This window comes from Bradyrhizobium liaoningense, assembly GCF_018130785.1.
Classification (GTDB): domain Bacteria; phylum Pseudomonadota; class Alphaproteobacteria; order Rhizobiales; family Xanthobacteraceae; genus Bradyrhizobium; species Bradyrhizobium liaoningense_A.
This window is the reverse complement of record NZ_JAFCJT010000002.1, coordinates 268,618-295,436: the sequence shown is the minus strand read 5'-3', so window position 1 is coordinate 295,436 and position 26,819 is coordinate 268,618. Positions and strand designations below refer to the sequence as shown.

22 protein-coding genes are annotated in these 26,819 nt (G+C 64.1%); 6 read left to right on the top strand and 16 right to left on the bottom strand.

Translation table 11 applies throughout. From position 1 onward, the window contains the following. Positions 1-47: 47 nt before the first annotated feature. The 6 genes from tsf to JQ627_RS07005 form a co-directional block, all read right to left on the bottom strand. Complete coding sequence (tsf, locus tag JQ627_RS07030; RefSeq protein ID WP_212484070.1) at positions 48-971, bottom strand: translation elongation factor Ts; 924 nt, start codon at positions 969-971, stop codon at positions 48-50. Positions 972-1,105: 134 nt separating this feature from the next. Then, the gene (locus JQ627_RS07025; RefSeq protein WP_212483418.1) at positions 1,106-2,101 is read right to left on the bottom strand and encodes a 30S ribosomal protein S2; all 996 of its coding nucleotides are present in this window, start codon (positions 2,099-2,101) and stop codon (positions 1,106-1,108) included. 221 nt (positions 2,102-2,322) lie between these two features. Beyond that, positions 2,323-4,851 carry a caspase family protein gene (locus JQ627_RS07020; protein ID WP_212483417.1) on the bottom strand — a complete coding sequence of 843 codons (2,529 nt, stop codon included), beginning with the start codon at positions 4,849-4,851 and terminating at the stop codon, positions 2,323-2,325. A gap of 130 nt (positions 4,852-4,981) precedes the next feature. Next, positions 4,982-5,737, bottom strand: a complete 756-nt coding sequence (locus JQ627_RS07015; protein WP_212483416.1) for a carbonic anhydrase — start codon at positions 5,735-5,737, stop codon at positions 4,982-4,984. 129 nt (positions 5,738-5,866) lie between these two features. Then, complete coding sequence (dnaE, locus tag JQ627_RS07010; protein ID WP_212483415.1) at positions 5,867-9,370, bottom strand: DNA polymerase III subunit alpha; 3,504 nt, start codon at positions 9,368-9,370, stop codon at positions 5,867-5,869. 521 nt (positions 9,371-9,891) lie between these two features. Beyond that, positions 9,892-10,611: an outer membrane protein gene (locus JQ627_RS07005; RefSeq protein ID WP_212483414.1), complete on the bottom strand. Its 720-nt coding sequence runs from the start codon at positions 10,609-10,611 to the stop codon at positions 9,892-9,894. 254 nt (positions 10,612-10,865) lie between these two features. On the opposite strand from JQ627_RS07005, the gene JQ627_RS07000 reads away from it, so the two are divergent. The 3 genes from JQ627_RS07000 to JQ627_RS06990 all read left to right on the top strand — a co-directional run bounded on the left by JQ627_RS07000 (position 10,866) and on the right by JQ627_RS06990 (position 12,912). Further along, on the top strand, positions 10,866-11,177 hold the full coding sequence (locus tag JQ627_RS07000) for a DUF3551 domain-containing protein (RefSeq protein ID WP_212483413.1): 312 nt from the start codon (positions 10,866-10,868) through the stop codon (positions 11,175-11,177). Position 11,178: 1 nt separating this feature from the next. Then, positions 11,179-11,433 carry a DUF3551 domain-containing protein gene (locus tag JQ627_RS06995; protein ID WP_212483412.1) on the top strand — a complete coding sequence of 85 codons (255 nt, stop codon included), beginning with the start codon at positions 11,179-11,181 and terminating at the stop codon, positions 11,431-11,433. A gap of 159 nt (positions 11,434-11,592) precedes the next feature. Continuing rightward, entirely contained in the window at positions 11,593-12,912 is a 1,320-nt protein-coding gene (locus JQ627_RS06990) for an MFS transporter (protein ID WP_212483411.1), read from the top strand. Between the two features lie 8 nt (positions 12,913-12,920). Here the strand turns inward: JQ627_RS06990 and JQ627_RS06985 are convergent, their stop codons facing one another. Continuing rightward, on the bottom strand, positions 12,921-13,559 hold the full coding sequence (locus JQ627_RS06985; protein ID WP_212483410.1) for an HD domain-containing protein: 639 nt from the start codon (positions 13,557-13,559) through the stop codon (positions 12,921-12,923). Between the two features lie 30 nt (positions 13,560-13,589). Then, positions 13,590-14,051 carry a carboxymuconolactone decarboxylase family protein gene (locus JQ627_RS06980; RefSeq protein ID WP_212483409.1) on the bottom strand — a complete coding sequence of 154 codons (462 nt, stop codon included), beginning with the start codon at positions 14,049-14,051 and terminating at the stop codon, positions 13,590-13,592. Positions 14,052-14,175: 124 nt separating this feature from the next. On the opposite strand from JQ627_RS06980, the gene JQ627_RS06975 reads away from it, so the two are divergent. Beyond that, positions 14,176-15,582, top strand: coding sequence for a PLP-dependent aminotransferase family protein (locus JQ627_RS06975; protein ID WP_212483408.1), 1,407 nt, complete (start codon positions 14,176-14,178; stop codon positions 15,580-15,582). A gap of 436 nt (positions 15,583-16,018) precedes the next feature. Here the strand turns inward: JQ627_RS06975 and JQ627_RS06970 are convergent, their stop codons facing one another. From JQ627_RS06970 to JQ627_RS06955, 4 genes are all read right to left on the bottom strand, one after another. After that, a complete protein-coding gene (locus JQ627_RS06970) occupies positions 16,019-16,612 on the bottom strand; it encodes a DUF6647 family protein (protein WP_212483407.1) in 594 nt (197 codons plus the stop codon). Between the two features lie 410 nt (positions 16,613-17,022). Then, positions 17,023-17,484, bottom strand: coding sequence for a DUF4440 domain-containing protein (locus tag JQ627_RS06965; RefSeq protein ID WP_212483406.1), 462 nt, complete (start codon positions 17,482-17,484; stop codon positions 17,023-17,025). Between the two features lie 184 nt (positions 17,485-17,668). Beyond that, a complete protein-coding gene (locus tag JQ627_RS06960) occupies positions 17,669-18,334 on the bottom strand; it encodes a hypothetical protein (protein ID WP_249142988.1) in 666 nt (221 codons plus the stop codon). Positions 18,335-18,890: 556 nt separating this feature from the next. Then, positions 18,891-20,324 (bottom strand): DUF1254 domain-containing protein, encoded by a 1,434-nt coding sequence (locus JQ627_RS06955; RefSeq protein ID WP_212483404.1) that lies wholly within the window; start codon positions 20,322-20,324, stop codon positions 18,891-18,893. A 519-nt stretch (positions 20,325-20,843) separates the two neighbouring features. On the opposite strand from JQ627_RS06955, the gene JQ627_RS06950 reads away from it, so the two are divergent. Continuing rightward, positions 20,844-21,143, top strand: coding sequence for a hypothetical protein (locus JQ627_RS06950; RefSeq protein ID WP_014494913.1), 300 nt, complete (start codon positions 20,844-20,846; stop codon positions 21,141-21,143). Between the two features lie 91 nt (positions 21,144-21,234). On the opposite strand, the gene JQ627_RS06945 is transcribed toward JQ627_RS06950, so the two are convergent. Further along, positions 21,235-22,008: a helix-turn-helix transcriptional regulator gene (locus JQ627_RS06945; protein WP_212483403.1), complete on the bottom strand. Its 774-nt coding sequence runs from the start codon at positions 22,006-22,008 to the stop codon at positions 21,235-21,237. 108 nt (positions 22,009-22,116) lie between these two features. Between JQ627_RS06945 and JQ627_RS06940 the strand changes: the two genes are divergently transcribed. Beyond that, positions 22,117-23,196, top strand: a complete 1,080-nt coding sequence (locus tag JQ627_RS06940) for a zinc-binding alcohol dehydrogenase family protein (RefSeq protein WP_212483402.1) — start codon at positions 22,117-22,119, stop codon at positions 23,194-23,196. 130 nt (positions 23,197-23,326) lie between these two features. Here the strand turns inward: JQ627_RS06940 and JQ627_RS06935 are convergent, their stop codons facing one another. The 3 genes from JQ627_RS06935 to proS form a co-directional block, all read right to left on the bottom strand. After that, positions 23,327-24,031, bottom strand: coding sequence for an ABC transporter ATP-binding protein (locus JQ627_RS06935; RefSeq protein ID WP_028153958.1), 705 nt, complete (start codon positions 24,029-24,031; stop codon positions 23,327-23,329). Between the two features lie 7 nt (positions 24,032-24,038). After that, on the bottom strand, positions 24,039-25,319 hold the full coding sequence (locus JQ627_RS06930) for a lipoprotein-releasing ABC transporter permease subunit (RefSeq protein ID WP_212483401.1): 1,281 nt from the start codon (positions 25,317-25,319) through the stop codon (positions 24,039-24,041). 72 nt (positions 25,320-25,391) lie between these two features. Next, entirely contained in the window at positions 25,392-26,711 is a 1,320-nt protein-coding gene (proS, locus tag JQ627_RS06925) for a proline--tRNA ligase (protein ID WP_212483400.1), read from the bottom strand. Positions 26,712-26,819 lie beyond the last annotated feature (108 nt).

Here is a 26,819-nt window from a genome sequence, read left to right as displayed (position 1 = left end):
GTCCGGGCGCCGCTTCCGGCGGCACGCCGGAAGGAACGTTCCGGCGCTTACTTCTTGCCGCTGGCCGCTGCGACCTCGGCCGCGAAGTCGCTTTCCTGCTTCTCGATTCCCTCACCGAGAGCATAGCGCACGAAGCCCGTGATCTTCACCGCGCCGCCGACCTTGCCCTCGGCCTCCTTCACCGCCTGCGCCACCGACTTGCCGGTGTCGTGGATGAAGGCCTGCTCGAACAGGCAGACTTCCTTGTAGTAGGTCTTGAGGCCGGACTCGACGATCTTCTCGATCACGTTCTCGGGCTTGCCCTGCTGGCGATATTTGTCGGCGAGCACGTCCTTCTCGCGCTTGACGACCGCCGGATCGAGACCGGACGGATCGAGCGCGAGCGGGTTGGCGGCCGCGACATGCATCGCGATCTGGCGGCCGAGGGCTGCGAGCTCGTCGGCCTTGCCGGGCGATTCCAGCGCCACGATCACGCCCATCTTGCCGGCGCCTTCGACGACGGCGCCGTGGACGTAGCTCGACACGACGCCCTGCTTCACTTCCAGCGAAGCGGCGCGGCGCAGCGTCATGTTCTCGCCGATGGTGGCGATCGCGTCGTTGATTGCGGCTTCGACCGTGACGTCACCGACCTTGGCAGCCTTGATCTTCTCGACGTCGGCGCCGACGTCGAATGCGACCTGGGCGACCATCTTGACGAGGCCCTGGAACTGGCCGTTGCGCGCGACGAAGTCGGTCTCGGAGTTGACCTCGACGACGACACCCTTGGTGCCCTTGGTGAGCGCACCGATCAGGCCTTCAGCGGCGACGCGACCGGACTTCTTGGCGGCCTTCGACAGGCCCTTCTTACGCAGCCAGTCCTGCGCCGCTTCCATGTTGCCGTCGTTTTCGGTGAGCGCGGCCTTGCAGTCCATCATGCCTGCGCCGGTGGACTCGCGCAGATCCTTGACCATCGCAGCAGTGATCGTTGCCATCATTGAAAATCCTTCTTGCCTGCCGGTTTGCCGCGGCGTGGCATCAAACAGCCCCGCCGCGGTCCATCTCAGGAATTCGCGTCAACTGAAATGGTGGCCGGACTTATATCCGGCCAACCCATCGCTCTTTTTGACTATTCCGCTTCCGCGGTCAGCGCCTTGGCCTTGGCCACCCAGGCATCCGCACGGCTGGGCAGACCGACTTCTTCGCCGATCTTGTGCGCGGTGTCGTGATCGAGCTCGGCGAGCTGCCAATAGTGGAAGATGCCGAGGTCGTTGAACTTCTTCTCGATCGCGCCCGAAACGCCCGGGAGCTTCTTGAGGTCGTCGGCGGTGCCGCGCGGACCGGCAAGGCCCTGGAAGCCGCTCGAGGAAGCGGCCGGCAGATCTTCGGCGAGCGGACGGGCCGACGCACCGATGTCGATGCCCGAATCGCCCTGGGCGCGCGAGATGCCGTCGATCGCCGCACGCGCGATCAGGTCGCAATACAGCGCGATCGCGCGGCCGGCGTCGTCATTGCCCGGGACCACATAGGTGATGCCCTTGGGATCCGAATTGGTGTCGACGATCGCGGCGACCGGGATGTTGAGCCGCTGGGCTTCCTGGATCGCGATGTCTTCCTTGTTGGTGTCGATCACGAAGATCAGGTCGGGCAGACCGCCCATGTCCTTGATGCCGCCGAGCGAGCGGTCGAGCTTATCGCGCTCGCGCTGAAGCGTCAGGCGCTCCTTCTTGGTGTAGGAGGAGGCATCGCCGCCGGAGAGCACGTCATCGAGATGACGCAGGCGCTTGATCGAGGCCGAGATCGTCTTCCAGTTGGTCAGCGTGCCGCCGAGCCAGCGCGAATTGACGAAATACTGCGCGCAGCGCTTGGCAGCGTCCGCGACGCCGTCCTGCGCCTGGCGCTTGGTGCCGACGAACAGGATGCGGCCGCCCTTGGCGACAGTGTCGCTGACCGCCTGCAAGGCGGTGTGCAGCATCGGCACGGTCTGCGCGAGGTCGACGATGTGGATGTTGTTGCGAGCGCCGAAAATGAACGGTGCCATTTTCGGATTCCAGCGGTGAGACTGGTGACCAAAGTGCACGCCAGCTTCGAGGAGCTGACGCATGGTGAAGTCGGGTAGCGCCATAGTTTCAATTCTCCGGTTGGTTCCTCCGGAAACGTGTGAGCAAAACAGAGCGTTCTCGCCCCGGTTGCCACCGGACGGCCTTGTGAGCCATGTTTCCGTGTGAGATGGGGCGCTATATAGCGCCATTTCGGCCAGAAGCAAGGAAATAAGGGCCTTTCGGAGGCGGCTTTCGCCCCGGAAGGCCCTATTCCGTAAAGACCACGCTACGCCCTATTACGCGACTAGCACTTGGGCTGGTTCGGCGGGCACTTCTTCGCCGCCGGCGGTGGTGCCGCTGGGCGCGGCGGAGGTGCCGCCGGACGCGGCAGGGGTGGTGGCGCGACGGCCATCCGGGGCGGCGGCGGTGGCGCAGGCCGGGCTACCGGCGGTGGCGGCGCAGGCCGCGCCATGGGTGGAGGTGCAGGCCGGGCCATTGGTGGAGGCGCCGGCCGTGCAACTGCCACAGGCGGAGCTGCCCGGGCCGGCGGAGGCGATGCGACATGCGGCGGCGGTGCCGGGCGAGCGGCAGGCGGTGGCGGTGTCGGCCTCGCCACGGCCTGCGGCCGCGGTGGTGGACCTGACGGCGACGGCCGGGCGGCTTGCGCTGGAGGGGTCGCGGGCGAGTTCTGCGGTTTGACGGGTTCGCGCGCGGCCGAGGGCGGCGGCGTGACCGGCCTGCCCGCGGCACCCGAGGGCGTGCCGGGCGGCGTGCCCGCAGCAGGCGGCGGCGCGCCGGCCGGCTCACGGGTTGCAGACTTGGCGCCGGCGGGCGCCCCCGCGGGCGGGGTCTGAGCAACCGGCGGCTTCGGCGGTTGCCCGGGCGCAGCCGGGTTCGCGGTGGGCGCTACGGTCGCAGGAGTGCCGGCCGTTGGCGCACCAGGATGGGGCGGCAGCGTCGTGCCGGGAGCAGCCGCGGTCGGCGCCCCCGGATGCGTCGGCGGGGGCGCGCCGGGTGCAGTTGCCGTCGGGGGCAAGGGCCTGCCACCCGGCGGCGTCCCTGCCCCGGCCGGCGGCGCTGGCGGCCCACCATGGGCGCCGGGAACCGGCAGCGTGTTGGCCTGTGGCAGCCGGGCCGGCGGTGCGGCGGGGGGCGTGCCGGTCGGCGCGACATTGGCCGGCGTCCCGGGAGGTGTCCCCGGCCTCGCCGTCGGCTGGACCGTCGCGCTTGGCGGCATCGGCGCCTTGCCCTGCTGGATCAGCGCGGCGCGCTGCGTAGCGGCTTGCGGCAACATTGGCGCTACCGGGTTGGCGCGGTCGGCAATCGCCGGCCTCAGATTGCCGGGCCCGGTCCCTCCTCCCGCTGCCAGCGGCGGTGGTGCCGGCGGGCGGTTGATCACCGTGTTGATGACCGTGGTGTTGTGGATGTTCGCGTAGATGATGTTGTTCGGCGGCGGCGCGACATAGACCGGCGGCCTGACGAACACCGGGATCGGCACGAACACCGGCTGCGGCAGCACGAACAGGCCGACCACCGGCAGTGGCGGCGGCAGCACGACGAAATCCGGCGGCGGCGGCGGCAGATAATAGACCGGCGGCGGCGGCGGCGGCGCGAAGCCGAAATCAGGGTCGCTGAAGTACAGCACCGGACGGTCGACATAGACCACCTCCTCCGGCGGCGGTGGCGGCACGTCGTAGTCGATCATCGCGAAGGTCGGGGGCGGCTCGGGCGGCGCGGTGAGGATCGCCAGACGCCGGCGCGCATCGGCCGCGTGCGGCCCGCGCGGATAGCGGCGCAGATAGGACCAATAGGCCTCCGGCGTATCGTTCCGGTAGGTCCGCCGCCAGGTGATCGCCTCGCGGCGCGCTGCGACGATCGCCATCACGCGCTTCGACAGCGGGTCACCGGGATAGGCCGCGAGAAACTCTTCATAGGCCGGCAGCGTGTCGCGCTCGAGCGCGGCCGCATAGGCGTCCTGCACGCCGAGATCGCGGATCGGCTTGTTGCGGATCGCGGCAACCTGGTCGGGCGCGGCCTCCGGCGGCGGCGCATCGGGCCCGCGCTCGAAGAACGAGAAGGGCGCCGAGATCTTTGCCTCGTTCCAGGGCACCTGCGCGCCCTTGCTGGCCTCGTTGACGCGCAGACGGACGCGGTCGAACACGTCAGGCAGCGGCAGCCCGCCAGTGCGGATCATCTCGGCCAGCGACTGCGCGTAGATGCCGTATGGGCCGGGCTCCTCCGGCGCCACCGTGCCGGGCGCGGCGTTGAAGGCGATCAGCATGTTCGGATCGGGCTCGACCAGCGCCAGCCCGCTCGCGATCGGCTGGCCGCCCTCGATGAAGGGCTGCGCGCGCGCCGCATCGAGCACGACGATGTTCGCCTTGAGCTGAAGGGCCGCGAGCTGGCGCGCATAGTCGCTGATGCGCAGGGCCTCGGTCGGAATGTCGGTGTCGCGGGTGATGTTGGAATCGACCGGGATGAAATAGTTCTCGCCGGCGAGCTGCACGCCGTAGCCGGCCAGATAAACCATCGCGACGGTGCCGGGCCCCGAGGCCTGCGCCTTCTGGATGAAATCGCGAAAGCTCTTGCGCAGCGTGTCGCCGTCGAGATCGCGCGCGCCGACCACGTCGAAGCCCGCCGCTTGCAGCGTCTGCGCGATCAGGCCGGCGTCGTTCGCGGTCGTCGCCAGCGGCGACTTGGCGTAGGCGCCGTTGCCGACCACGAGCGCGATGCGCTTTTCCTGCTGCTGCGCGCGCGCGGGATCGGGCGCGCCCGCAGCGAAGGCCAGGATCGGCAAGAGAAAACAAATGAAGGCCTTGAGCGTCCCACGCATGGCTTGTGCCCGCTTTTGTTATTGAGGTGCCGCCGTGCATGAAACGCGCGGCCGGCTGAATGGCACTTGAACGAGATGCTTGGATTGAGGCGTTGGCATGACGCGCCCCTGTTCCGACGTCAGCTCCGCGTCAGCCCTGCGCGATCAGATCGACCGTTCCTGTGGTGAGCCGGTAGATGCCGCCGACGACCTTCAGCTTGCCCTGCTCCACGGCCGCGTTGAGGATCGGCGTGGCCGACTTCAGCTTCGCGACATTGTCGATCACGTTCTGCCGGATCGCCTTGTTGAGCACGTCCACGCCCTGCTGCATCGCGGCCTTTGCGGCGGGCGCGATCGCATCGACCAGCGAGGGAATGTGTCCCGGCGGCGACGTATTGTCCTTGATTGCCTTCAGCGTCGCATCGACCGCGCCGCAGGCATCATGGCCGAGCACGAGGATCAGCGGTGCGTTGAGCACGGCGACCGCATATTCCATGCTGGCAATGGTCTCGGTGCCAGCAAAATTTCCGGCGACGCGGCAGACGAAGAGATCGCCGCGGCCGCTGTCGAAGGCGTATTCCGGCGCGATACGCGAGTCGGCGCAGCTCAGCACGGCCGCGAACGGGTTCTGCCCGCCGGCCAGCGCCTCGCGCTCGTGCTTGAAATCGTGGCGCCGCGACACGCCGTCGACGTAGCGCGCGTTGCCCTCCATCAACCGCTTCAGCGCCGCATCAGGGGACAGCACGTTGTGCGGTTTTGGCGGTGCCTTGGCTTCCTTGGCGAGGGCTTCCTTGGCGAGGGCTTCCCCGGCAAAGGCCAGCCCCAGCGCGGCGGCGCCAAACAGCATCGCGGAGCGCCGCGAGGGCGCGATGTCCTGCTGATGAGATTCAGAGCATTTGTCGCACATGTCACGTTTCCCCCCGGCGCGATGGACGAACGCGTCGCTGCCATCATAGCCGCGATGGCGTTACGAAACCACAACATCTGCCGCACAGATCCCACGGACCGACGCACGACGCGCATTCGCGACGATCGGCTACAGTTGCTGCACATCCACCACGCCCGCGACCGCCTTGATCGCGCCGGCGATCTGCGGCGAGACCTTGAAGCGGCCGGGCAGCTTCATCTCGACCTCGGTCTCGAGGTCGAGCATCATCACCAGCGAGACCTCGCCGTCGCCGCTTCCGCGCGGCGCGATGCCGGGACTGCCGACTTTTGGCGCGGCGCCGTTAGACGCGGCCGCGTCGGGACCGGCGAGACGCTTGGCGATCGAGTCCAGCGGCTTGGTATCACGCACGAAGATGCGCAGGCCCTTCTGTGTCTTGGCCGCAGCATGATCGAGCGGCTCGGCATGCAGCACGCGGGCGCGAACGTCCTCGCCCTGCAATTCCGCACCGAGTTGCAGCAGCACGGCCGCGCCCGGCTCCAGCACGTCGCGATATTGCGCAAGGCCTTCGGAAAACAGCACCGCCTCGAAATGGCCCGTGGGATCGGATAGCCCCATGATGCCCATCTTGTTGCCGGTCTTGGTGCGCCGCTCCATGCGCGACACCACGGTGGCCGCGACCTTGCCCGCGGTGGCGCCGGTCTTCACCGCACGCGAGAACTCGGCCCATGACTGCACGCGCAGCCGCTTCAGCACGGTGGCGTAATCGTCGAGCGGATGGCCCGACAGGAAGAATCCGATCGCATCGTATTCGCGGCGCAATCGCTCGGCCGGCAGCCACGGCTCGATCTGCGGCAGCATGATGCTGGGTGCATCCGCCGAGCCGCCGAACATGTCGTTCTGGCCGATGGTCTCGGCCTGGTGCGCGCGCTGGCAGGAGGCAAGGATCGCGTCCGCACCGGCGAAGACGCGGGCGCGGTTCGGCTCCAGCGTGTCGAAGGCGCCGGCGGCGGCAAGACTCTCGATGATGCGCTTGTTGATCGCACGCGGATTGACCCGCGCGGCGAAGTCGGCGAGCGAGGTGAACAGTCCCCGCTTGGTGCGCTCCTCGATGATCTGCTCGATCGCCTGGATGCCGACGCCCTTGAGTGCGGCGAGCGCGTAATAGATCGTCTTCTCGCCGACCTCGAAGGTCGCGCCTGAGCGATTGATGTTCGGCGGCTCGACCTTGATTCCTAGGCGCTGCGCCTCGGAACGGAATTCGGAGAGCTTGTCGGTGTTGTTCAGATCGAGCGTCATCGACGCCGCGATGAACTCCACCGGATAATGCGCCTTCATGTAGGCGGTGTGGTAGGATACCAGCGCATAGGCGGCCGCGTGGCTCTTGTTGAAGCCGTAGTCGGCGAATTTCGCCAACAGCTCGAAGATGGTCTCGGCCTGCCCCTTCGGCACGCCGTTCTTGACCGCGCCCGCGACGAAGATGTCGCGCTGCTTGTCCATCTCGGCGCGGATCTTCTTGCCCATGGCGCGGCGCAGGAGGTCGGCGTCGCCGAGCGAATAGCCCGACATCACCTGCGCGATCTGCATCACCTGTTCCTGGTAGATGATGACGCCGAAGGTTTCCTTGAGGATCGGCTCCAGCACCGGATGCAGATATTCCGGCTCCTCGTCGCCGTGCTTGCGCGAGCAATAGGTCGGGATGTTCGCCATCGGACCGGGGCGATAGAGCGCCACCAGCGCGATGATGTCCTCGAAACGGTCGGGACGCATGTCAACCAGCGCGCGCCGCATGCCCTGGCTTTCAACCTGGAACACGCCGACCACCTCGCCCCGCGCCAGCATCTGGTAGCTTTCGGCATCGTCGATCGGCAGCGTCGCGAGATCGATGTCGATGTTGCGCGGCTTGAGCAGTTTCACTGCGACGTCGAGCACAGTCAGCGTCTTCAGGCCGAGGAAGTCGAACTTCACGAGGCCCGCCGGCTCGACCCATTTCATGTTGAACTGGGTCACCGGCATGTCTGACTTGGGGTCGCGATACATCGGCACGAGTTCGCTCAAGGGGCGATCGCCGATCACGATGCCGGCCGCGTGCGTCGAGGCGTGGCGGGTCAGGCCTTCGAGGCGCTGCGCGATGTCGAAGGCGCGCGCCACCACCGGATCTTCGTCGCGGAACGCCTGGAGCTTCGGCTCGCTCTCGATCGCGGCGGCCAGCGTCACCGGCGCGGCCGGGTTCTGCGGCACCAGCTTGGTCAGCTTGTCGACCTGGCCGTAGGGCATTTGCAGCACGCGGCCGACGTCGCGCAGCACGCCACGCGCCTGCAGCGTACCGAAGGTGATGATCTGCGCGACCTGGTCGCGGCCGTAGCGCTCCTGGACGTATTTGATCACCTCGCCGCGGCGGTCCTGGCAGAAATCGATGTCGAAGTCCGGCATCGACACGCGTTCCGGATTGAGGAAGCGTTCGAACAGCAGGCCGAACTTGATCGGATCCAGATCGGTGATGGTCAGCGCCCAGGCGACCAGTGAGCCTGCGCCCGAACCGCGGCCCGGTCCTACCGGAATGCCTTGCGACTTCGCCCATTTGATGAAGTCCGACACGATCAGGAAGTAGCCCGCGTACTTCATGCGCATGATGACGTCGAGCTCGAACGCGAGGCGCTTGTTGTAGTCCTCTTCCGTGGTGCCCTGCGACAGGCCGTGGACGTTGAGGCGGTTGGCGAGCCCCTCCTCCGCCTGGCGCTTCAGTTCGGCCGCCTCGACCGCGGCGGCATCGGAGCTTGCGGCGGCGCCGACCGTGAAGAACGGCAGGATCGGCTTGCGCGTCATCGGGCGGAACGAGCAGCGCTCGGCGATCTCCACCGTCGAGGCCAGCGCCTCCGGAATGTCGGCGAATAGCACCGCCATCTCGGCGCGGGTCTTGAAGCGGTGATCGGGCGTGAGCTGAACGCGATCGGTCTCGGCGATCAGCCGGCCGCCGGCGATGCACAGCAGCGCATCATGCGCCTCGTAATCGTCGGTCGAAGCGAAATACGGCTCGTTGGTCGCAACCAGCGGCAGGCCCTTGGCGTAGGCGATGTCGATCAAGCCGCTCTCGACGCGCCGTTCCTTGTCGATGTTGTGACGCTGCAATTCGACATAGAGACGATCGCCGAACAGGCTTGCAAGGCGCTCGCATCGTAATGCCGCAATTTCGGCCTGGCCTGCCGCCAGCGCGAGCGAGATCGGGCCGTCGGGGCCGCCGGTGAGCGCGATCAGGCCTTCGGTCTCGCCCTCGAGCCAGTCGAACTTGATGTGGGAGGCGTGGGTGTCGGGGGTCTCCAGGAACGCGCGCGAGTTCAGCCGCATCAGGCTGCGATAGCCGCGCTCCTGGGCTGCCAGCAGCACCACGCGCGATGGCAGCAGCGCGTTGCGCGCATTGGGATCCTGGTCGCCGAAATCGATCGCGAGCTCGCAGCCGACGATCGGCTGGATGCCGGAGCCCGCCATCTTGTCGGAGAACTCCAGCGCACCGAACATGTTGTCGGTGTCGGTCAGCGCCAGCGCGGGCTGGTGGTCCTTCTTCGCAAGCTCGGCGAGCTTGGCGATCTTGATCGAGCCCTTGAGCAGCGAATAGGCCGAGTGAACGTGAAGGTGGACAAATCCGGCGCTCGGCATGGTCGCGTGACGGCCTCTTGCAGATGAAATGGAGCGGTCACCGGCACCAGGGGGGATCACAAGAGGATCATGAGGACATCCTGCACCCACCATCCCCCGAACCTTCGCCGACTCGCCTCACAATGGTGGGGCGTCGCTGCTTCAGAGTCCACGCCGGAGCGGCTGATCGGCCGCGTCATCCCGCTTTTCCCCAAGGGCATGACCCGGCGGCACCTGAGGGGATCGCGCGAGTCGCACCCTAGAGCTGCGGAATCACCTGCGCCCAGATTGCGATCATCCCGACGAACAGCGAGATCGAGGCGAGTGCGGCGGCTTCTTCCACGAAAATCCTGAACATGGCTTGCTCCATTACCAGAACGTATGAAGAACATTGTTCTCATTTCGTTCTCGAGAGTCAAGCCGTCTCAGCCACCTCGAAATGGGATGGTTAACTCGCTGAATTCAAACAATAAAAAAGCCCCGGCCAATGGCCGGGGCTTCGACAACCGCTCCAAGGAGAGCGATCAGTCTCAGTCGTTTGCTTAGTACCGGCCGATCAGCGGGCCGCCGAACTTGTAGTTCAGACGGACGAGGCCCATGTCGACGTCCTGGCGGATGCGCTCCGAGCCGGCGAAGCCAGCGAAGGTCACGTCCTTGTCGGACAGGAAGATGTGGTTGTACTCGACGCCAACCGACCAGTTCGGCGCGAAGCCGTACTCGAGGCCGGCACCGACCGTGCCACCCCAGCGGCTGTCGCTGGACGAGGAGAGCAGCGCGCCCGCCGTGCTGGAGATCTCGTACTTGTTGCTGACCACAGCCGCACCGCCCTTGACGTAGATCAGGACGTTGTTCCAGGCGTAGCCAACCTGACCGGTGATCAGACCGAACGCATCGATCTTGGTGCGGTTGTTGGTGGCGAACAGCGCGCTGGCGTTGTCGCCCGAGAAGTCGGCCCAGTTGCCCTGGCCTTCAACACCGAACACCCACTGGCCGGACTGCCAGCGATAGCCGATCTGGCCACCGACCGTGCCGCCCGTCGCGTCGTGCGAACCTTCGCGGCCGACGCCGACGAAATCCCAGGTCGCGTGCGACGAACCGCCGCCGCCGTTGATGCCGATGTAGAAGCCGCTCCAGTCATAGATCGTCGCGACCATCGCGGGCGCCTTGGTGTAAGGACGCGCAGCGAGGTCAGCAGCCAGCGCCGGCGCAGTCGCGCTGAGCGCGACAAGGCTCACAGCAGCAAGCAACAGATTCTTATTCATTTGATTCCCGTTCCAGTTTCGTAGTTAGGCCCCCGGGCCGTAGCGCCGTCATAACAGCGCTCGATGGAATTGCTGTAACCTCGACGCAACAGTCAGAGCCAAAGGCCCCTCGTGAGTTAATGGATGTTTAGCAGTGCGCGCGGGAAACCCTTTGAAACAAGAGTTTTCATGAGTTCCAATGTCGACTACACGACCTCCACCGCGCGCATGTGTAACGACGACGCGCGCACATTCGCGTGACTTGGAGACTACAGATGCGTGGACAAATCGCTCACCCCATTGCCGCCACATTTTCGCTCGCAATCGCCACATTTGTATTCGGCGCAAGCTCACCTGCGCGCGCCTTCGGGACGCATCATGCCTTCTGCCTCACCGGCGATGAATGGCCGGGGCTGAGCAATTGCACATTCGACACTTATGCACAGTGTCAGGCGAGCTCGTCGGGCCGCGCGCTGAGCTGCCTCGCGAATCCGTATTTCGCAGGCCAGAGCGATGATCCCTACGCCTATCAGAATCGTCCGCGCACGCAGACGCCGGGTTATTCACCCGGCTACTACCTGCGCTGAGATGCGCCGCGCCCGCCTCACGCTCGTCGCTATCGGCCTGCTCTTCTCGGGCGTGCCGGCGCACGCGCAGACCTATGATCCCAACTATCCCGTCTGCATGCAGATCTACGGCCCCGTCGGCTATTTCGACTGCCGCTACACTTCGCTCGAACAGTGCAGATTTCTCGCCGTCGGCCGCTCCGCGAGCTGCACCGTGAATCCGTACTTCGCACAGAAGAAACCGGCAGCCCCTCGGCGGTCGAGGCGAATTGACTAGATGGGCACGTGCCAATCGGGACGCTGATATGCGGCATGCCTTGCATCGCGCCTCCGGTGTTGACGCAGACTGATCCCGGTTTAAGTACGACAGACAAATCTTGCAGGGGTGGCGACGTTCGCTGGGCTGGTTCCCGTTGACGCCACCAATGCAGGACACATGACGACCTCGCCTCAAGCGACCTCGCCCCGCGCGAATGCGGCCTCCACGCCTCCTCACCTCGCCATCGTGCTCCTCTCGCTCGCGATGGGCGGCTTTGCGATCGGAACAACCGAATTCGCATCGATGAGCCTGTTGCCGTTCTTCGCTGCCGACCTCGGGATCGACGAGCCTGCCGCAGGACATGCGATCAGTGCCTACGCGCTCGGCGTGGTGCTTGGCGCGCCGCTGATCGCCGTACTTGGCGCGCGGTTCGCACGGCGCACCCAGTTGCTGGCCCTGATGTTGGTGTTCGCGCTCGGCAACGCGCTCACCGCGCTCGCGCCGGGCTTCGGCTCGATGATCGCGGCGCGCTTTCTCTCGGGATTGCCGCATGGCGCCTATTTCGGCATCGCAGCTTTGGTCGCGGCCTCGCTCGTTCCGCAACACCGCCGCTCGCAGGCGATCGGCCAGGTGATGCTCGGGCTGACCAGCGCCACCATCATCGGCGTGCCGCTGGCCAACCTGATCGGCCAGGCGGTCGGCTGGCGCGCGAGCTTTGGCCTCGTCTCGGTACTGGCGCTGCTCACGGTGCTGCTGTGCGCCTTGTTCGCACCGCGCGACCAGGCCGGGCGATCGGATCCGCTGCGCGAGCTCGCGGCGCTTCGAAGCGGCCGCGTCTGGATCACGCTGGCGATCGGCGCCATCGGCTTCGGCGGCATGTTCGCCGTCTACACTTATCTGGCGACGACGTTGATCGAAGTCACCAAGGTCAGCCCCGCGATCATTCCGTTCTTCCTCGCCGTGTTCGGCATCGGCGCCACGCTCGGCAATCTGTTCGTGCCACGCTTCGCAGACCGCGCCTTGATGCCGACGGCGGGCGTCATCCTGCTGTTTGCTGCGGTCGCGCTGCTGGTGTTTCCACTTGCCGCCGGCAATCCCTGGCTGCTGGCGGCCGACGTCTTCGCCATCGGTGCCAGCGTCTCGCTCGGCGCCATCCTCCAGACCCGGCTGATGGACGTCGCAGGAGACGCACAGGCGCTCGCCGCTGCGCTCAACCATTCGGCGTTCAACACCGCCAATGCGCTCGGCCCGTTCCTGGGTGGCATCGCCATTCGCGAGGGGCTGGGCTGGACTTCCACCGGTCCTGTCGGTGCCGCGTTGGCGCTTCTCGGCTTCCTGATCTGGATCGTCGCCTGGCGCGACGCTGGGCCCGCGCCAGTCGAGCTCACTTCGGCAAGCGATGGAGCTTCGCTGAAGACCGCTCCCGCAAGACCGGCGCCGCCGCTGGCGCCGGATGACCGGCGCCGCTCGGATGCCGTCAGGGATCCGGTGGCTTGAGCCGCAGCTCAGCTTTGCCAGGGCGTATTGCGGATGCGCGTGCACGCGTTCGGCTTGCGGAACGTGGGATCGCGATCCTCGATGTAGTCGAAATTGACCGTGCCGAACGTCGTCTGGGGCTTCTTCAGGGCTGAGCAGGTCTGCACCTTCAAAAACTCGTTCTTGAAATCGCCGCGCGGAAACGCGGTGATCACCTGCTCGCGTTGCTCGGCCGTGTAGTCGTCGTACCCAATGCCCACGACATCCACCAGGACGCCTGCATTCGTGAGGGCGATTTCCGGCCGCATGTATTGCGGAATGCCGGGGGTGGTATGCAGCGCAATCGCTTCCCACACCAGATCGGCCTGCGGCTGGGAAATACCGTGTCCGCGGAGAAAGTCGCGCGCGGCGTCGGCACCGTCGACCTCAAATCGCTTTGTCTCCGTATGGTAGTGATCGACAAGGCCGAGGTCGTGAAACAGCGCCGCGACATAGAGCAGTTCGGCGTCGAATTTCAGCTTCTGACGCAGCCCCTTCATCGCGCCGAACACATAGACGCGCACCGAATGGTTGAACAGCATCTCGTCTTCGTAACTGCGCACCAGCTCGGTCGCCTCGCGCGCCAGCTTGCTGTCGGGGATTTTGACTTCCGAGATCACGCTCGTCATTTTCAAGCTCCTGCGTTGCATCGATGTCGGTCAGGCTGCCTTCGCGATGGCGGCCTGCGGTGTTTTTCGGAAGCTGATCGACATGCGATTGTACGCATTCATCAGGCTGATGGCGATCGTGAGATCGACCAGCTCACGCTCGCTGAAGTCCTTGCGGGCGGCTTGATAGGCTTCATCCGGCACATTGGTTTCGGCGACGCGGGTCACCGTCTCGGCCCACGCGAGGGCCGCGCGTTCGCGCGCGTCGAAGAGATTGCCAGCCTCGGCCCACGCCTGCAGCAGCGCGAGCTTTTCGATCTTGACCCCGCTCTTGAGCAGGTCGCGCGTGTGCATGTCGAGGCAATAGGCGCAGTTGTTGATCTGCGACACGCGCAGATAGACGAGGTTGACCAGCGTCGCGGGAAGCCCGCTCTGCATGACGTAGCCGTAGACGCCGCCCAATGCTTTCGCGCCAGATGGTGCGACGTGGTTGTAGTCGAGACGTTCACTCATCTGCTTTCTCCTTGATGATCGGTATCTTCCGGAGGGCAAGGCGCTCCCCCTTCTCCTCTTAGGTGCCTCTGCCATGGACCATAAAAAAGGACCAAGAACGCACAAAACTGATGTACCAAGGGGCATGACCAAACCGCTGCGGCTGGAGCTGGATCGATCTGCGAAGACGCCACTGGCAGAGCAGATTCACAGGGGCATCAGGGCCGCCATCGAGAGCGGCGTGCTCGCCCCCGGAGCGCGCCTGCCCTCCTGGCAGGATCTGGCAGCCCAGCTCGGCGTCGCGCGCGGCACCGTGCGTTCGGCCTATGAAAAGCTCTCGTCCGCCCAGCTGATCGTCGCGGCCCGCGCAACTGGTACGCATGTCGCGGACCGGCCGTCATTCCCCGTTCGTCGGGACAAGGCCCCTGCCCGCGGCTCGTTCATGGAGATGTACCAGGAGCTCACGGCGGGCCCCGCGATCTTCCAGATGGGCGTGCCGGCGCAAGAGACTTTCCCTGCCACGCTGCTGGCGCGGATGCGCGCGCACGCGGTTCGCATTGAGGTGAGCGCGCCGGCGATTTATCCGGATCCGCGCGGCGAGCTGGATCTGCGGCGCGAGATCGCGGCCTACCTTGCGCTGGCGCGCGGGATCGATTGCGCCCCGTCGCAGATCATCATCACCAGCGGTTTCAGCGGCGGCCTCGGATTGGCACTCCGTGTCCTCGGCCTCGAGCAGAAGAAGGCCTGGGTGGAGAATCCGGGCTTTCCCTTCACCCGGCACGGACTCGAGCTTGCAAGACTATCGATCGCGCCGATCCCGGTGGACGCCGACGGCATCGATGTCGATTACGGCCTGAAACATGCTCCTGACGCAGCGCTTGTTGTTGTGACGCCCGGACAGCAGGCGCCACTCGGATCCACATTGTCGCTGGCAAGGCGTTCGCGCCTGCTCGACTGGGCCACCCGAAGCAAGGCGTGGGTGATCGAGGACGATTATCTCGGCGAGCTTCAGCTCAAGGGCCGCGCCACCCCGGCACTCGCCTCGCTCGATCGCGCCGGCCGCGTCATCCACATCGGCTCTTTCAGCAAGACCGTGACCCCAGCCTTGCGGCTCGGCTTTGTCGTTGCACCGGCCGCTCTCGCGTCGCGGTTTGCCGAAGCCGCCGCTTGCCTCGCGCCGGCCCCTGGGCCCGCGGTGCAGCTCGCGACCGCCGATTTCATGCGCGAGGGCCATTATCTGCGACATCTCCGGCGCACGAAGCGGGTCTATGCCGCGCAAGGCGATGCATTGCTGAAGCAGCTTCGCGCGCGCACCGCCAACGTTGCGCTTGCCGGATTGGCAGCTATCCTGCGACTGCCGGATCGAGCGCCCGATCTCGCCATCGCCAGGGAAGCGGCATCGTTCGGACTGGCGCCCACCCCGCTGTCGCTCTGGTATGCGTCCACGGCTTCGGCCCGGCCCGGTCTGTTGCTGGGCATCGCCACATCGCCGCAAAAGAGAATCGAGGCGTCGTGCAAGCAACTCTTCGGGATCATTGACCGCCTGACCTGACAAACGCAGGTCTTTCGAGAAAGCACGGCGTCACGTTCCGGCCTCCCTATCGTCGTTGGTGTGACTTTGCGCGATATGGCTGCGATATAACGTTGCTTCACTCTGGCCCCGTTGCCGACTTCGCCTGCGCCACCTCGGAAATGCGCTTTGGACCACGAGCGAATCTGTGCGCCACCGGCTGAATGGATGACCCCGTCACCTTAGGAGAACTCAGGGAATAAGCACCGCTGGCATTAGTTCTGTCGGCAGCGGTACAAACTGATCCTGCGGCCCCCGAGCCATCGCCAGGATCGCCAATGCAATTGCGAGGACCGCCAAGAGTCTGGCCATCAATCGAATCCGCTGAAGATCTTGTTGGTACGTACGGGATGATCTTGGCTTTGCCCTCCTTTGCAAAGGCAATCGTTCGACAGCGTCTCGGATCGACCGATCACAATCAATATATGCATGCTGAAGAAACCAGCACCGTGAACATGTCGACGTCGAACTCGTTCTCCAGCGTAAGTCCGAACCGCTCCAGCCATTTATCCTGAGCCAGGTAGGCCAATTTCTCTCGCGCCTGAGGGCAATCAAATTTGAGCTTTCCAACATTCTGAAGGTGATGGACCATTTCGTGTACCAGGACCGATTGGTCGGCTGGCGAAGTACCGCCCCAATCATCAGGAAGCAGGATCGTTCGCGTCTCGTTGTCGTAAAGTGCGACAACTTCGCGCTGAGCGAGTTGCCCATCGCTTTCCATGAAGCCTTGCGAAAGAGTCCGCTCTCTTGCACGCAACCTCGCGAGCTCCATCTTCGACGCAAATTCAATGACGGGGCGCTGTTTGATGGCAGGCAGGTCGAAATTCGATGAGAGCCAAGTCACAATGTCGTCCAACACGGCTTCCGCAAGTTGAACCGTATCGGAATGCAACGAAACCGAACGCGACTTGGCCGACGCGCTGCGCTCCGAAGCATATTCGCAATGGGCTTTAGTGGATGTGGCTAGCGTCAGCGAGGCCACCGCCGCGACCAAGAGGAATTGCTTGAACATGATCCTCTCCTCAGAGGCTGTTCGAAAAGAAACTCTTCAAAAAATCAGTCGGCAGTTGAATGGCTGGAACATAGCATTCGCCTGGCCAGGTCGTTGTGAACCCATTCACACCCAAAGAACTCGCAACGCCGCCGGCCACCGAACATGCTGGCGAGCGGCGTCCCTCGTACTTCACCGGGATACCGGCCGGCCGTTCAGCAGACGACGGAACCACGTCGCTGGTGCGTGGTAGCGGACATGAGCGTCGGGGCAAACCGTTCAGAAAATTTTGCTGGTGATGTACGCCGATTCCCGAGGCGGCATGCCGCAGCAACAACGCAAAGTACAAGGCTTGAACGGCACCTAACACGTAAACAGGCGGCTGAGCTGACAGCGTTGCGAGCAGAGCGCCATCGCCCGCTCTTCTTGAGTTACTTTGCGGCCTGTTGCGGCTGGGGCGGCGGTGGCTTGGGAACCGAGGTGAGCATGCGAATCTTCCATTGCCCGTTCTCACGAACATCGAGAGCGGTCCAAACAACGGTGAAATCTATGGGAGCACCAGTCTCGCTGTTGCCGGTGACGCGAGATTCGCCGGTGACCAGAGCCATGTTTTCTGACAATGACTGAACGTCGGTCGTCTTGACCTCGAGGTGACTAACTCCAGCTTTGAAAGCGTTCTCATAGTACTTGGTATTGTCCACCACGCCATCTTCAGTCACACGCATATAGTTCTTGGTATAAAGCGAAGTAATTCCGGCGGGATCCTTGTTGCTGAAGTACTGCTCGTAGGCTGAACCAATCTTTCCAATTTCCTCCTTGAGATTTTGATCTGACGCAGTCGCGGGAATTGCCGATAGTAACAGTGAGATGCATACAGCTCCAAATCCACGCATGATTTTACTCCCTACTGTTGACGCCACTTCAAACGAGACTTGAAATAAGGCTTGCCTCCATCCCCGGTAAGCTTCTGCACTCGAGCTGCAGCCTCGTTGTTCTCTATGGACAGGAAGTCTCCCTTGGTCTGACGCAAGGATCTTTCTCCGCTGTCAGCGCTGCTCGAAACTTGGTTGTTCGTCTTCATGGTGGCAGCAGAGCGGCCGCGATTCCGCCGCTGAGATCAGGCGGCCGCACAAAAAGAAAACGAGAGGTCACCGGTATTTCGGCATCATCCCGGCCGTCTTGGCCGATCAGGATCAATCCGGCTCCGCCATTTGCCACGTTGAAGATCACCGGTTCTCCGCTCCACGTCTTGATTGGCTCCATTCCCACGATGAGGAATTCACCCATGGGCTGATCAAGATATTGAAGGCGCAATTGCGGGCCGATCTCCGCTGCCGCAAGTTCAAAGCCGAGTTGCCGAGCCCGCGCGTAAATGACAGCCAGAGGCACACTATCGGTGTTGAAGCCAAGCTCGATTGCGGATACCGCCACAAGCTCCACGCCTCTCTTGCTGGAACTGATGGTGAAGGCCGGTCGCGCGAGAACTTCCGCGGCCAGCCCGCCGATATTGCAGCCGACGGCATCCAATGCGTTGCGCAGCACAATGGAATTGACAAAGGTGCCGACCGTAATCGTCTTCCATGTCGGAACGTCGCGTACGGACGCGATGGGTTTTCGCGGCAGATCAACTGCACGAACTTTGCCGAGCTTCAGTTGATTCTGCAGGGCGTCGCGCGCCGAGCACTGTCCCCACGCCCTGGGCGTGAACTGAAACAGAGAAGCGGCACAGAGCAACGCGACCATCAAGCAATAGCTGCCCCACCTCGCGTTCAGATGGTGATGTGGTGCGGCACGACCCGCGTGGCTCGTCAGAATGCACATGTCGAAGGTCGACTTGTTGCAAAGTTCGACTGAAAAAGCCCGCCTCCGAGTCAATGGGAAGAACGGAGGCCAATGAAAAACATCGTCCGACCGCACTCAAAAGGGGGGCCGGAGGCGGGGCACTATTGGCTCAAGTATTCCAATTTCAAATGAACGGGCGGCAGTCCGTAAGCCCGATCGCCCGTCGCATCAAACCGAAAACGGAATGACGTGCAGAAGCGTAGCACCACGATTCCGTCGGTACAATCAGCAACTCCGCCCACCATCGTGCATAACGCGCTTCGCCGCGATCGCATTTCTCGCGCTGGCGCGCCCGCCGGCCGTACCCTCACCCGCATCGCCACTTCGTTTTCAAAGTGACGATCCCTTTGCCTGTCGCAGTCGGTCACGCGCAGACGCCGGTGTATTCACCGAGCTATCCTTGGGCGCGTTAAATGCGCAGCGCTTGCCTTGCTCCGCGGGCTTCCCTTGGCGTCTGTCATTGCTGCCGGCCAACGGTTTCACTGTCGACCCGCTTGATGGCCGGCGGATTCCACACGCCGGTCAATGCCTCCGACTTTGGCGCATAAAGGCGCATGGTGAGGTTGAACGAGCCTTTGGGCGCGGGCAACCAGTTGGCTTCGCGATCGCCGCCCGGATTGTCATTCTGGACGTAGAGCGTGAGCGATCCGTCGGCGTCGCGCTTGAACGGCATCCAGCTGCTCACCGCAAAGCGATTGAGTGGATTGGCAACCTGGAAGCCTTCATCGTCATAAAGGGTGATTGACCAGAATGCCCCGACCGGCGGCTCTGCCTCCTTGGTGAAGCGGACGATGTATTTATTCGCTCCGTCGAGCGGCTTGCCGGTTTCATCGCCAACGCTACCCGGGTAAATCGCGTCCTCCGGCAGATTCGCACCGAGTCCAACCTGGGCGACGATAGCCCGCTTCAAATAGTAGTTCCCGTAAACGCCCATCGTGTCCGTGTTCATGGACCAGTGATTTGCGACGCGCGCCAGCGTCGGGACTTTCCATGCCATCAGTTTTTGCGCCTGAGCCGGCGCATCTTCGATAGCTTTCCGTACCGTCGCGTCGGCTTTGGTAATATCGAAGCTCTTGCCCGGTTCGAGCCCGATCCGCACCATGCGCGCGATGATCGGCTCATCTGTGATGTGTGGCGGGTGGACCTTTGATAGCTCGGCCGCATAGGCAAAGAACTTGTCGCCTGCCATCGTGTCGACTTGCAGCTTCGGCGGCGTCTTGACGTCAACGGTGGGATCGATGGTCTGTGTCACGGCGACCGGGGGCTTACCCCATCCGGATAGCGGCGTGATCTTGTAACCTTTCTGCACCTCGTGAACCGCAGCATAGTCGGCAGGGCCATCGGTCTTGGTGCGGCCGATGATCCAGACATAAGGCGTCGGCGCGTCGATACGCGCGAAGCCCGCCGGCACGTTTCCGTTCCAGTCCGGCGGCACGACCAGGAAATTGGCCGCCTTGGTGCCTGTCGTGCGCCATCCCGGCGACGCGAACACATCAGTCCACATGTCGAGCATTGGCAGCAGGTAGTAGCGGCCGCCGGTATCAGGAACCGAAACGACCATGGGCTCGCGGGTCAGGTCGAGCCAGGCGCTCGAATACAGCGTGTCGAAATTGGGTCGCACCACCGACTTCATGTCTGCAGCCGGGTAGGCCTGGACATTGTCGAACGTGTTGGGAGGACCGCCTATTCCTGCGGTTTTGGGATCGGAATTGATGAGCTGCTTGCGCGTCAGGTCCATCGTCACGAGCGGATAGAAGTAGACATACGCCTCCGCAGCGATCGCTTGTGCCTCTTCCGCGGATATCGATTGAGCGGCGCTCGGGGTCGATGCCGACACGATGAGACTCAAACCCGACAGGATCGCAGCAAGCGACGACAGTTGCCTTTTCATGAAGGTCCTCCGGAATATCCCGCACTGGCGACCAATGGTCCTTGCGGATAAAATAGTGCCCCGCTGCGGGGCTTTTCCCACCTTCCAACCCAAGCAAGCACGATGGGTGGGACAGCCAAGAAGCGAAGCGCCGCGTTCTGGTTGATCTAGATCAAAGGACGTCCGCCGTTGGGTCACGAGCAGCATTGCCCTGACGGATAGCAACGCTCCGCTTGGCCCTCGGAGGCTGATGCTCGGCGATTGTCGCGCGAAACATCGCGACCATTGGCCACGGCTGTCCGGCAGCGACAGTCGCGCTTCATCAAGCCCGCAGCGGCAGGTCGTGATCTCGGTTCGCCCCGCCAGCGACGATGCGAGCCCATCTGCCGAGAAGGGGCAGAGCTACTTCCACTTGCGAAGCCTGAACCTGGATCAGGCCGCCGAAGACGAACCTTCATCGAGATTGAACTGGAGGTTCGCTCCTCAAACGTCGCTCGATACATGCCTCTTGGACAGTTTACACAGCTATGGAGGTAGCCCATGCCGATCGTTCAATTTACCCGCTTCAAAACCGACAAGGTCGAGGAAACGGTCCAGATCATCAGGCAGGCGAAGAAGATCTTTGAAAAACATGGTGCCGAATTTCTTCGGCTCTCCCGTTTCCACACCGGTCACTGGGCAGGAGAGTTGCTGGTTACGACGCGCTACGCCAATTGGGAAGTCTACGGCAAGGTGCAGGAGGCCGTGTCAAAGGACCCGGAGTTCGCGCAGCTGCAGGCTGATGGAATGAAGATTGCCGAACTACAGGGCCGTAACATCGCCGTCAGCATCGATCTCTAGTCGGGGCGCCGCCCCGCAAACCACAATAAGCGCGGAGGCCGCCGGACCTATGCCGGTGGCCTTCCCGATCTGATGACTGCGTTCTACGCCCTCACACCGGCGTGTAGATCACGAGCTTCAGCGCGGGATCGTCATTGGCCTGAAAACTCGTGTGCTCGAAATGCAGCACGCCCAGAGTTGGATGAGACATCGTCTTGAGGCCCGAGGCGGTGCTGCGGATCTCGTGGGCTTCCCACCATTTGACGAATTCCGGGCTGCCCTGCCGCAACCGCGTCAGCAATTCCGCGAAGGCAGGATCGCCGGCCCAGACGTCATGCGTCGTGCGAAACATCGCGACCATGCGCTTGGCGACCTCGGCCCAGCCCGCGCCGTAAGCCTTGCGCGTCTGCTTGTTGGTCATCATCAGGAGCATCGTGTTGCGATCCTCCTCGGCCAACCGGCCGAACGCAAAGACCTGCTCGGCGGCTTCGTTCCACGCGAGCACGTCCCAGCGCCGGCCGGTGATATAGGCGGGATGCGGCAGGCTCGCGATCAGCCGCAGGATCGGCGGCGGCACGATCTCGCGCGTGAACGCGCGCTTGTCGCCGTCGCGCGCCAGCGCCTTGAGATGCGCATGCTCGGTCTTGCTGAGCCGCAGCGCACGGGCGAGCGCATCGACGGTGGTGACCGAGGGGCTGACGGTGCGGCCCTGCTCGAGGCGGATGTACCAGTCGACGCCGATGCCGGCGAGTTGCGCCACCTCTTCGCGGCGCAAGCCTACGGTGCGACGCCGGCTGCCCGCGGGAAGCCCGACCGTTTTCGGCGTCAGCTTTTCGCGGCGGGACCTCAGGAAGTCGCCGAATTCGACGCGGCGTGGGTCGGCCATGGCTTGCTCCCGCGATGGAGGGCTTTGAGAATACTAGGATAATACCAGGCCTTCTTGTCCCTTCAAGGGCGGCGCATAGTCACCTGACCCGACCTTGAGGTGAACACCATGAAAGCTGCCGTACTCAATTCCCTCGGAGCCCCGCTCGCGATCGAGAATGCCCCCGAACCGGCGCTCGGCACCGGCGAGGTCATCGTCGATGTCGTCGCCACCCGCGTCCTGTCCTACATGAACGAGGTCTTTAGCGGCGAGCGCAACTATGCGCTCGACCTGCCGATCATCCCGGGCCCGGGCGGCATCGGCCGCGTGCGCGCGATCGGGCCTGATGCGACCAAGCTCGCGATCGGCGACTGGGTGTTCTGCGACCCGACGGTGCGTTCGCGCGACGATATCGTTGCGCCCGATATCGCGCTGCAAGGGCTCACGGCCGCCGGTCCCGGCGGCATGCTGCTGCAAAAGCATTTTCGCCACGGCTCGTTCGCCGAGCAGATGCGGGTGCCGACCGAGAACGTCAAACGCCTCGGCGCGATCACGTCCGACGAAGCCACGCAATGGTGCGCGCTGGGCACGCTGCTGGTGCCCTATGGCGGCTTCCTCGCCGCCAAGCTTCAGCCCGGCGAGACCGTACTGGTGAGCGGCGCCACCGGCAATTTCGGCAGCGCGGCCGTCTCCGTGGCGCTCGCGATGGGCGCGGCCTGCGTGGTCGCGCCCGGTCGCAACGACAGGATCTTGGCCGACCTCGTCCGCCGCTTCGGCGATCGGGTGAAGCCGGTGAAACTCACCGGTAACGAGAGCGATGACTGCGAAAGCATGAAGCGCGCCGCACCGGGGCCGATCGACTGCGTGTTCGACATCATGCCGCCTTCGGTCAGCACGACCGTCGTTCGCGCGGCGATCATGACGGTGCGCGCTTACGGCCGCGTCGTGCTGATGGGCGGCGTCGGCATGGCGGGCGGCGCGGGGCTCGAGCTGCCCTACCCCTGGATCATGCGCAACTGCATCAGCATCCACGGCGTCTGGATGTATCCGCCGGATGCGGCGAGCCGCCTGATCGCGCTGGTGCGCGCGGGATTGTTACGACTGGACGAATACAAGACGACGGCCTTCGACCTCGACCATGCCAATGAGGCGGTGGATCACGCCGCGGCCAATACGGGACCGTTCAAATTGACGGTAATCAGGCCGTAACGGCCCCTCCGCTGCGGCGATGCGCCGTCGCAGCCGATAGGACCGACATGTCAAATGGCTGGAAGGCGTCACCCCGATCGTAGCCGGCCAAGGCCGGCTACTGTGCATGGGGTTGTTTTCGCAGTTTTTATTATTCGAGCTCGACGACCTGGCCGTTCGACAGCGACACGCGCCGGTCCATGCGGCCGGCGAGCTCCATGTTGTGGGTCGCGATCAGCATGGACACCTTGGTCGCCTTGACCAGTTGCATCAGGGCCTGGAAGACGTGATCCGCGGTATGCGGATCGAGGTTGCCGGTCGGCTCGTCCGCGAACAGCACGCGCGGCGCGTTGGCGACCGCGCGCGCGATGGCGACGCGCTGCTGCTCGCCGCCCGACAGTTCCGCGGGCCGATGGGTGATGCGGTCGCCGAGGCCGAGGTAGCCTAGAATCTCCTTGGCGCGCTTGACGCTCTCGGACTTCTTCAGGCCGCGGATCATCTGCGGCATCATGACGTTCTCGAGCGCCGAGAACTCCGGCAGCAGCCGGTGCGACTGGTAGACGAAGCCGATATCGGTGCGGCGGAGCTGGGTACGCTCGATATCGGGTAGCTGCGAGGTCGGCGCACCATTGACGTAGACCTCGCCGGAATCCGGCGCTTCAAGCAGCCCCGCGATGTGCAGCAACGTCGATTTGCCCGAGCCCGACGGCGCGACCAGCGCGACCGATTGCCCGGCCCACAGCGCGAGCTTGGCGTTGTCGAGGATCGTCAGCGGCACCTCGCCCTGCAAGTACTGCCGCTTTATCTCGTGGAGATAAATGACCGGTACATCTTCCGCCCCCTGCTGGCTCTCCATCAGCCCCTCACTCGTACCGCAGCGCTTCGACGGGATCGAGGCGCGCGGCGCGCCACGAGGGGTACAGCGTCGCAAGGAACGACAGCGTCAGCGCCATGATGACGACCGCCGTGGTCTCGCCGACGTCGATTTCGGCGGGCAGTTTCGACAGGAAGTAGAGCTCCGGCGAGAACAGCTCGGTGCTGGTCAGCCAGGACAGGAATTGCCTGATGGACTCGATGTTGAGGCAGATCACGAGGCCGACGAAGAAGCCGACCAGCGTCCCGACCACGCCAATCGATGCGCCCGTGATCAGGAAGATGCGCATGATCGAGCCTTGCGAGGCGCCCATCGTGCGCAGGATCGCGATGTCGCTGCCCTTGTCCTTCACCAGCATGATCAGGCCGGAGACGATGTTGAGCGCGGCGACCAGCACGATCATGGTCAGGATCAGGAACATCACGTTGCGCTCGACCTGGAGCGCGTTGAAGAAGGTCGAGTTGCGCTGCCGCCAGTCGACCAGGAACACCGGACGGCCCGCGGCGTCCGTCACCGCCTTGCGGAAGGCGTCGATCTTGTCGGGGTTGGTCGTGAACACCTCGATCGAGGTGACGTCGTTGCTGCGGTTGAAATAGGCCTGTGCTTCGGCGAGCGGCATGAACACGAACCCGAGATCGTATTCGGACATGCCGATCTCGAACACCGCGACGATCTTGTAGGGCTTGATGCGCGGCGTCGTGCCCATCGGCGTGACCGCGCCCTTCGGCGCCACCAGCGTCACGCTGTCGCCGGCATGCAACGACAGCTGGTCGGCGAGGCGCCGGCCGATCGCGACCCCCTGCCCGTCGTCAAAGCCCTCGAGCGAGCCCTGCTTGATGTTCTTCGCGATCGAGGTGAGGTTGTTGAGGTCGTCGGAGCGGATGCCGCGCACCAGGACGCCCGAGGCGTTCCACGGCGAGGACGCCAGCGCCTGGCCGTCGACCACGGGCGCTGCGAGCCGGATGCCCTGAACCTGGCTGAGACGGTCGGCGACGTCCTTCCAGTCGGTCAGCGGCGATTCCAGCGGCTGCACCAGGATGTGGCCGTTGAGGCCGAGGATCTTGTCGAGCAGTTCCTTGCGGAAGCCGTTCATCACCGCCATCACGATGATCAGCGTCGCCACGCCCAGCATGATGCCGAGGAAGGAGAACCCGGCGATGACCGAGATGAATCCCTCCTTGCGGCGCGCTCGCAGATAGCGCGCCGACAGCATCCATTCGAATGGCGCAAAAGGCGCGGTTTGCTTGGTCTCGGTCATGGTCTCATCCATCGCTCGATAATCCCATGATTCGGGGTCAAATGTGGCCGGATTACCGGCCCACTATCGCGCGATGAACACTATTCAACCGACCAGGCGGGCGACCGCGTCCGCAGGCGACATCGTCTCGCGGGAGCCGTCACTGCGCTTCTTGATCTCGACCTTGCCGTCGGCGAGCCCCTTCGGACCGATCATGATCTGCCAGGGGATTCCGATCAGGTCGGCGGCGGCGAATTTGGCGCCGGCGCGCTGGTCGGTGTCGTCATAGAGCACGTCGACGCCCTTGGCGGAGAGCTCGGCATAGAGCTTCTCGCAGGCCGCATCGACCGCGGCATCGCCCTGCTTGAGGTTGAGAATTGAGACGCGGAACGGGGCCACCGCCTCCGGCCATTTGATGCCGGCATCGTCATGGCAGGCCTCGATGATGGCGCCGAGCAGGCGCGAGACGCCGACCCCGTAGGAGCCGCCATGGATCGGCACGTCGACGCCGTCGGGGCCCGCAACCAGCGCCTTCATCGCTTCGGAATATTTCGTGCCGAAATAGAAGATCTGGCCGACCTCGATGCCGCGGGTGTTCACCCGCTTGTCCGCAGGCACTTCCTGCTCGAAGCGCGCGGCGTCGTGCACGTCTTCCGTCGCCGCATAGACCGAGGTCCATTGCTTGATGATCGGCGTCAGGTCGCTCTCATAGTCGACGTCCTCGCCCGGCACCGGCAGGTCCAGCACGTCGCGATTGATGAAAACGCCGGATTCGCCGGTCTCGGCGAGCACGATGAACTCGTGGCTGAGATCGCCGCCGATCGGGCCGGTCTCGGCGCGCATGGGGATCGCCTTCAGGCCCATCCGCGCGAAGGTCCGCAGATAGGCGACGAACATCTTGTTGTAGGCAACGCGCGCTGCGGCCTCATTGAGGTCGAAGGAATAGGCGTCCTTCATCAGGAACTCGCGGCCGCGCATCACACCGAAGCGCGGGCGCTGCTCGTCGCGGAATTTCCATTGGATATGATAGAGGTTGAGCGGCAGGTTCTTGTAGGACTTCACGTAGGCGCGGAAGATCTCGGTGATCATTTCCTCGTTGGTCGGCCCGTACAGCAGCTCGCGCTTGTGCCGGTCGGCGATGCGAAGCATCTCCGGGCCGTACGCGTCGTAGCGGCCGCTCTCGCGCCAGAGGTCGGCAAGCTGGAGCGTCGGCATCAGGAGTTCCAGCGCGCCGGAGCGGTCCTGCTCCTCGCGCACGATCTGCTCGATCTTCTTCAGCACGCGGAAGCCGAGCGGCAGCCAGGCATAGATGCCGGCGGCCTCCTGTCGGATCATGCCGGCGCGCAGCATCAGCCGATGCGAGACGATCTCCGCCTCTTTCGGATTTTCCTTCAGGATGGGCAGAAAGAATCGCGACAACCGCATGGCAATACTCTGAGAATCAGTGATCGCCTGCAGTGAAAGCGGATTGGGAGCGAAAACACAAGACCGGGAATGAGGAAAAGCCGCTAAGGCGGCGAAATTCCTGTCATT

What these genes read in the sequence shown, in the direction of transcription:
- tsf (WP_212484070.1), bottom strand. Translation starts at nt 971, where the DNA reads ATGGCAACGATCACTGCTGCGATGGTCAAGGATCTGCGCGAGTCCACC.
- JQ627_RS07025 (WP_212483418.1), bottom strand. Translation starts at nt 2,101, where the DNA reads ATGGCGCTACCCGACTTCACCATGCGTCAGCTCCTCGAAGCTGGCGTG.
- JQ627_RS07020 (WP_212483417.1), bottom strand. Translation starts at nt 4,851, where the DNA reads ATGCGTGGGACGCTCAAGGCCTTCATTTGTTTTCTCTTGCCGATCCTG.
- JQ627_RS07015 (WP_212483416.1), bottom strand. Translation starts at nt 5,737, where the DNA reads ATGTGCGACAAATGCTCTGAATCTCATCAGCAGGACATCGCGCCCTCG.
- dnaE (WP_212483415.1), bottom strand. Translation starts at nt 9,370, where the DNA reads ATGCCGAGCGCCGGATTTGTCCACCTTCACGTTCACTCGGCCTATTCG.
- JQ627_RS07005 (WP_212483414.1), bottom strand. Translation starts at nt 10,611, where the DNA reads ATGAATAAGAATCTGTTGCTTGCTGCTGTGAGCCTTGTCGCGCTCAGC.
- JQ627_RS07000 (WP_212483413.1), top strand. Translation starts at nt 10,866, where the DNA reads ATGCGTGGACAAATCGCTCACCCCATTGCCGCCACATTTTCGCTCGCA.
- JQ627_RS06995 (WP_212483412.1), top strand. Translation starts at nt 11,179, where the DNA reads ATGCGCCGCGCCCGCCTCACGCTCGTCGCTATCGGCCTGCTCTTCTCG.
- JQ627_RS06990 (WP_212483411.1), top strand. Translation starts at nt 11,593, where the DNA reads ATGACGACCTCGCCTCAAGCGACCTCGCCCCGCGCGAATGCGGCCTCC.
- JQ627_RS06985 (WP_212483410.1), bottom strand. Translation starts at nt 13,559, where the DNA reads ATGACGAGCGTGATCTCGGAAGTCAAAATCCCCGACAGCAAGCTGGCG.
- JQ627_RS06980 (WP_212483409.1), bottom strand. Translation starts at nt 14,051, where the DNA reads ATGAGTGAACGTCTCGACTACAACCACGTCGCACCATCTGGCGCGAAA.
- JQ627_RS06975 (WP_212483408.1), top strand. Translation starts at nt 14,176, where the DNA reads ATGACCAAACCGCTGCGGCTGGAGCTGGATCGATCTGCGAAGACGCCA.
- JQ627_RS06970 (WP_212483407.1), bottom strand. Translation starts at nt 16,612, where the DNA reads ATGTTCAAGCAATTCCTCTTGGTCGCGGCGGTGGCCTCGCTGACGCTA.
- JQ627_RS06965 (WP_212483406.1), bottom strand. Translation starts at nt 17,484, where the DNA reads ATGCGTGGATTTGGAGCTGTATGCATCTCACTGTTACTATCGGCAATT.
- JQ627_RS06960 (WP_249142988.1), bottom strand. Translation starts at nt 18,334, where the DNA reads ATGGTCGCGTTGCTCTGTGCCGCTTCTCTGTTTCAGTTCACGCCCAGG.
- JQ627_RS06955 (WP_212483404.1), bottom strand. Translation starts at nt 20,324, where the DNA reads ATGAAAAGGCAACTGTCGTCGCTTGCTGCGATCCTGTCGGGTTTGAGT.
- JQ627_RS06950 (WP_014494913.1), top strand. Translation starts at nt 20,844, where the DNA reads ATGCCGATCGTTCAATTTACCCGCTTCAAAACCGACAAGGTCGAGGAA.
- JQ627_RS06945 (WP_212483403.1), bottom strand. Translation starts at nt 22,008, where the DNA reads ATGGCCGACCCACGCCGCGTCGAATTCGGCGACTTCCTGAGGTCCCGC.
- JQ627_RS06940 (WP_212483402.1), top strand. Translation starts at nt 22,117, where the DNA reads ATGAAAGCTGCCGTACTCAATTCCCTCGGAGCCCCGCTCGCGATCGAG.
- JQ627_RS06935 (WP_028153958.1), bottom strand. Translation starts at nt 24,031, where the DNA reads ATGGAGAGCCAGCAGGGGGCGGAAGATGTACCGGTCATTTATCTCCAC.
- JQ627_RS06930 (WP_212483401.1), bottom strand. Translation starts at nt 25,319, where the DNA reads ATGGATGAGACCATGACCGAGACCAAGCAAACCGCGCCTTTTGCGCCA.
- proS (WP_212483400.1), bottom strand. Translation starts at nt 26,711, where the DNA reads ATGCGGTTGTCGCGATTCTTTCTGCCCATCCTGAAGGAAAATCCGAAA.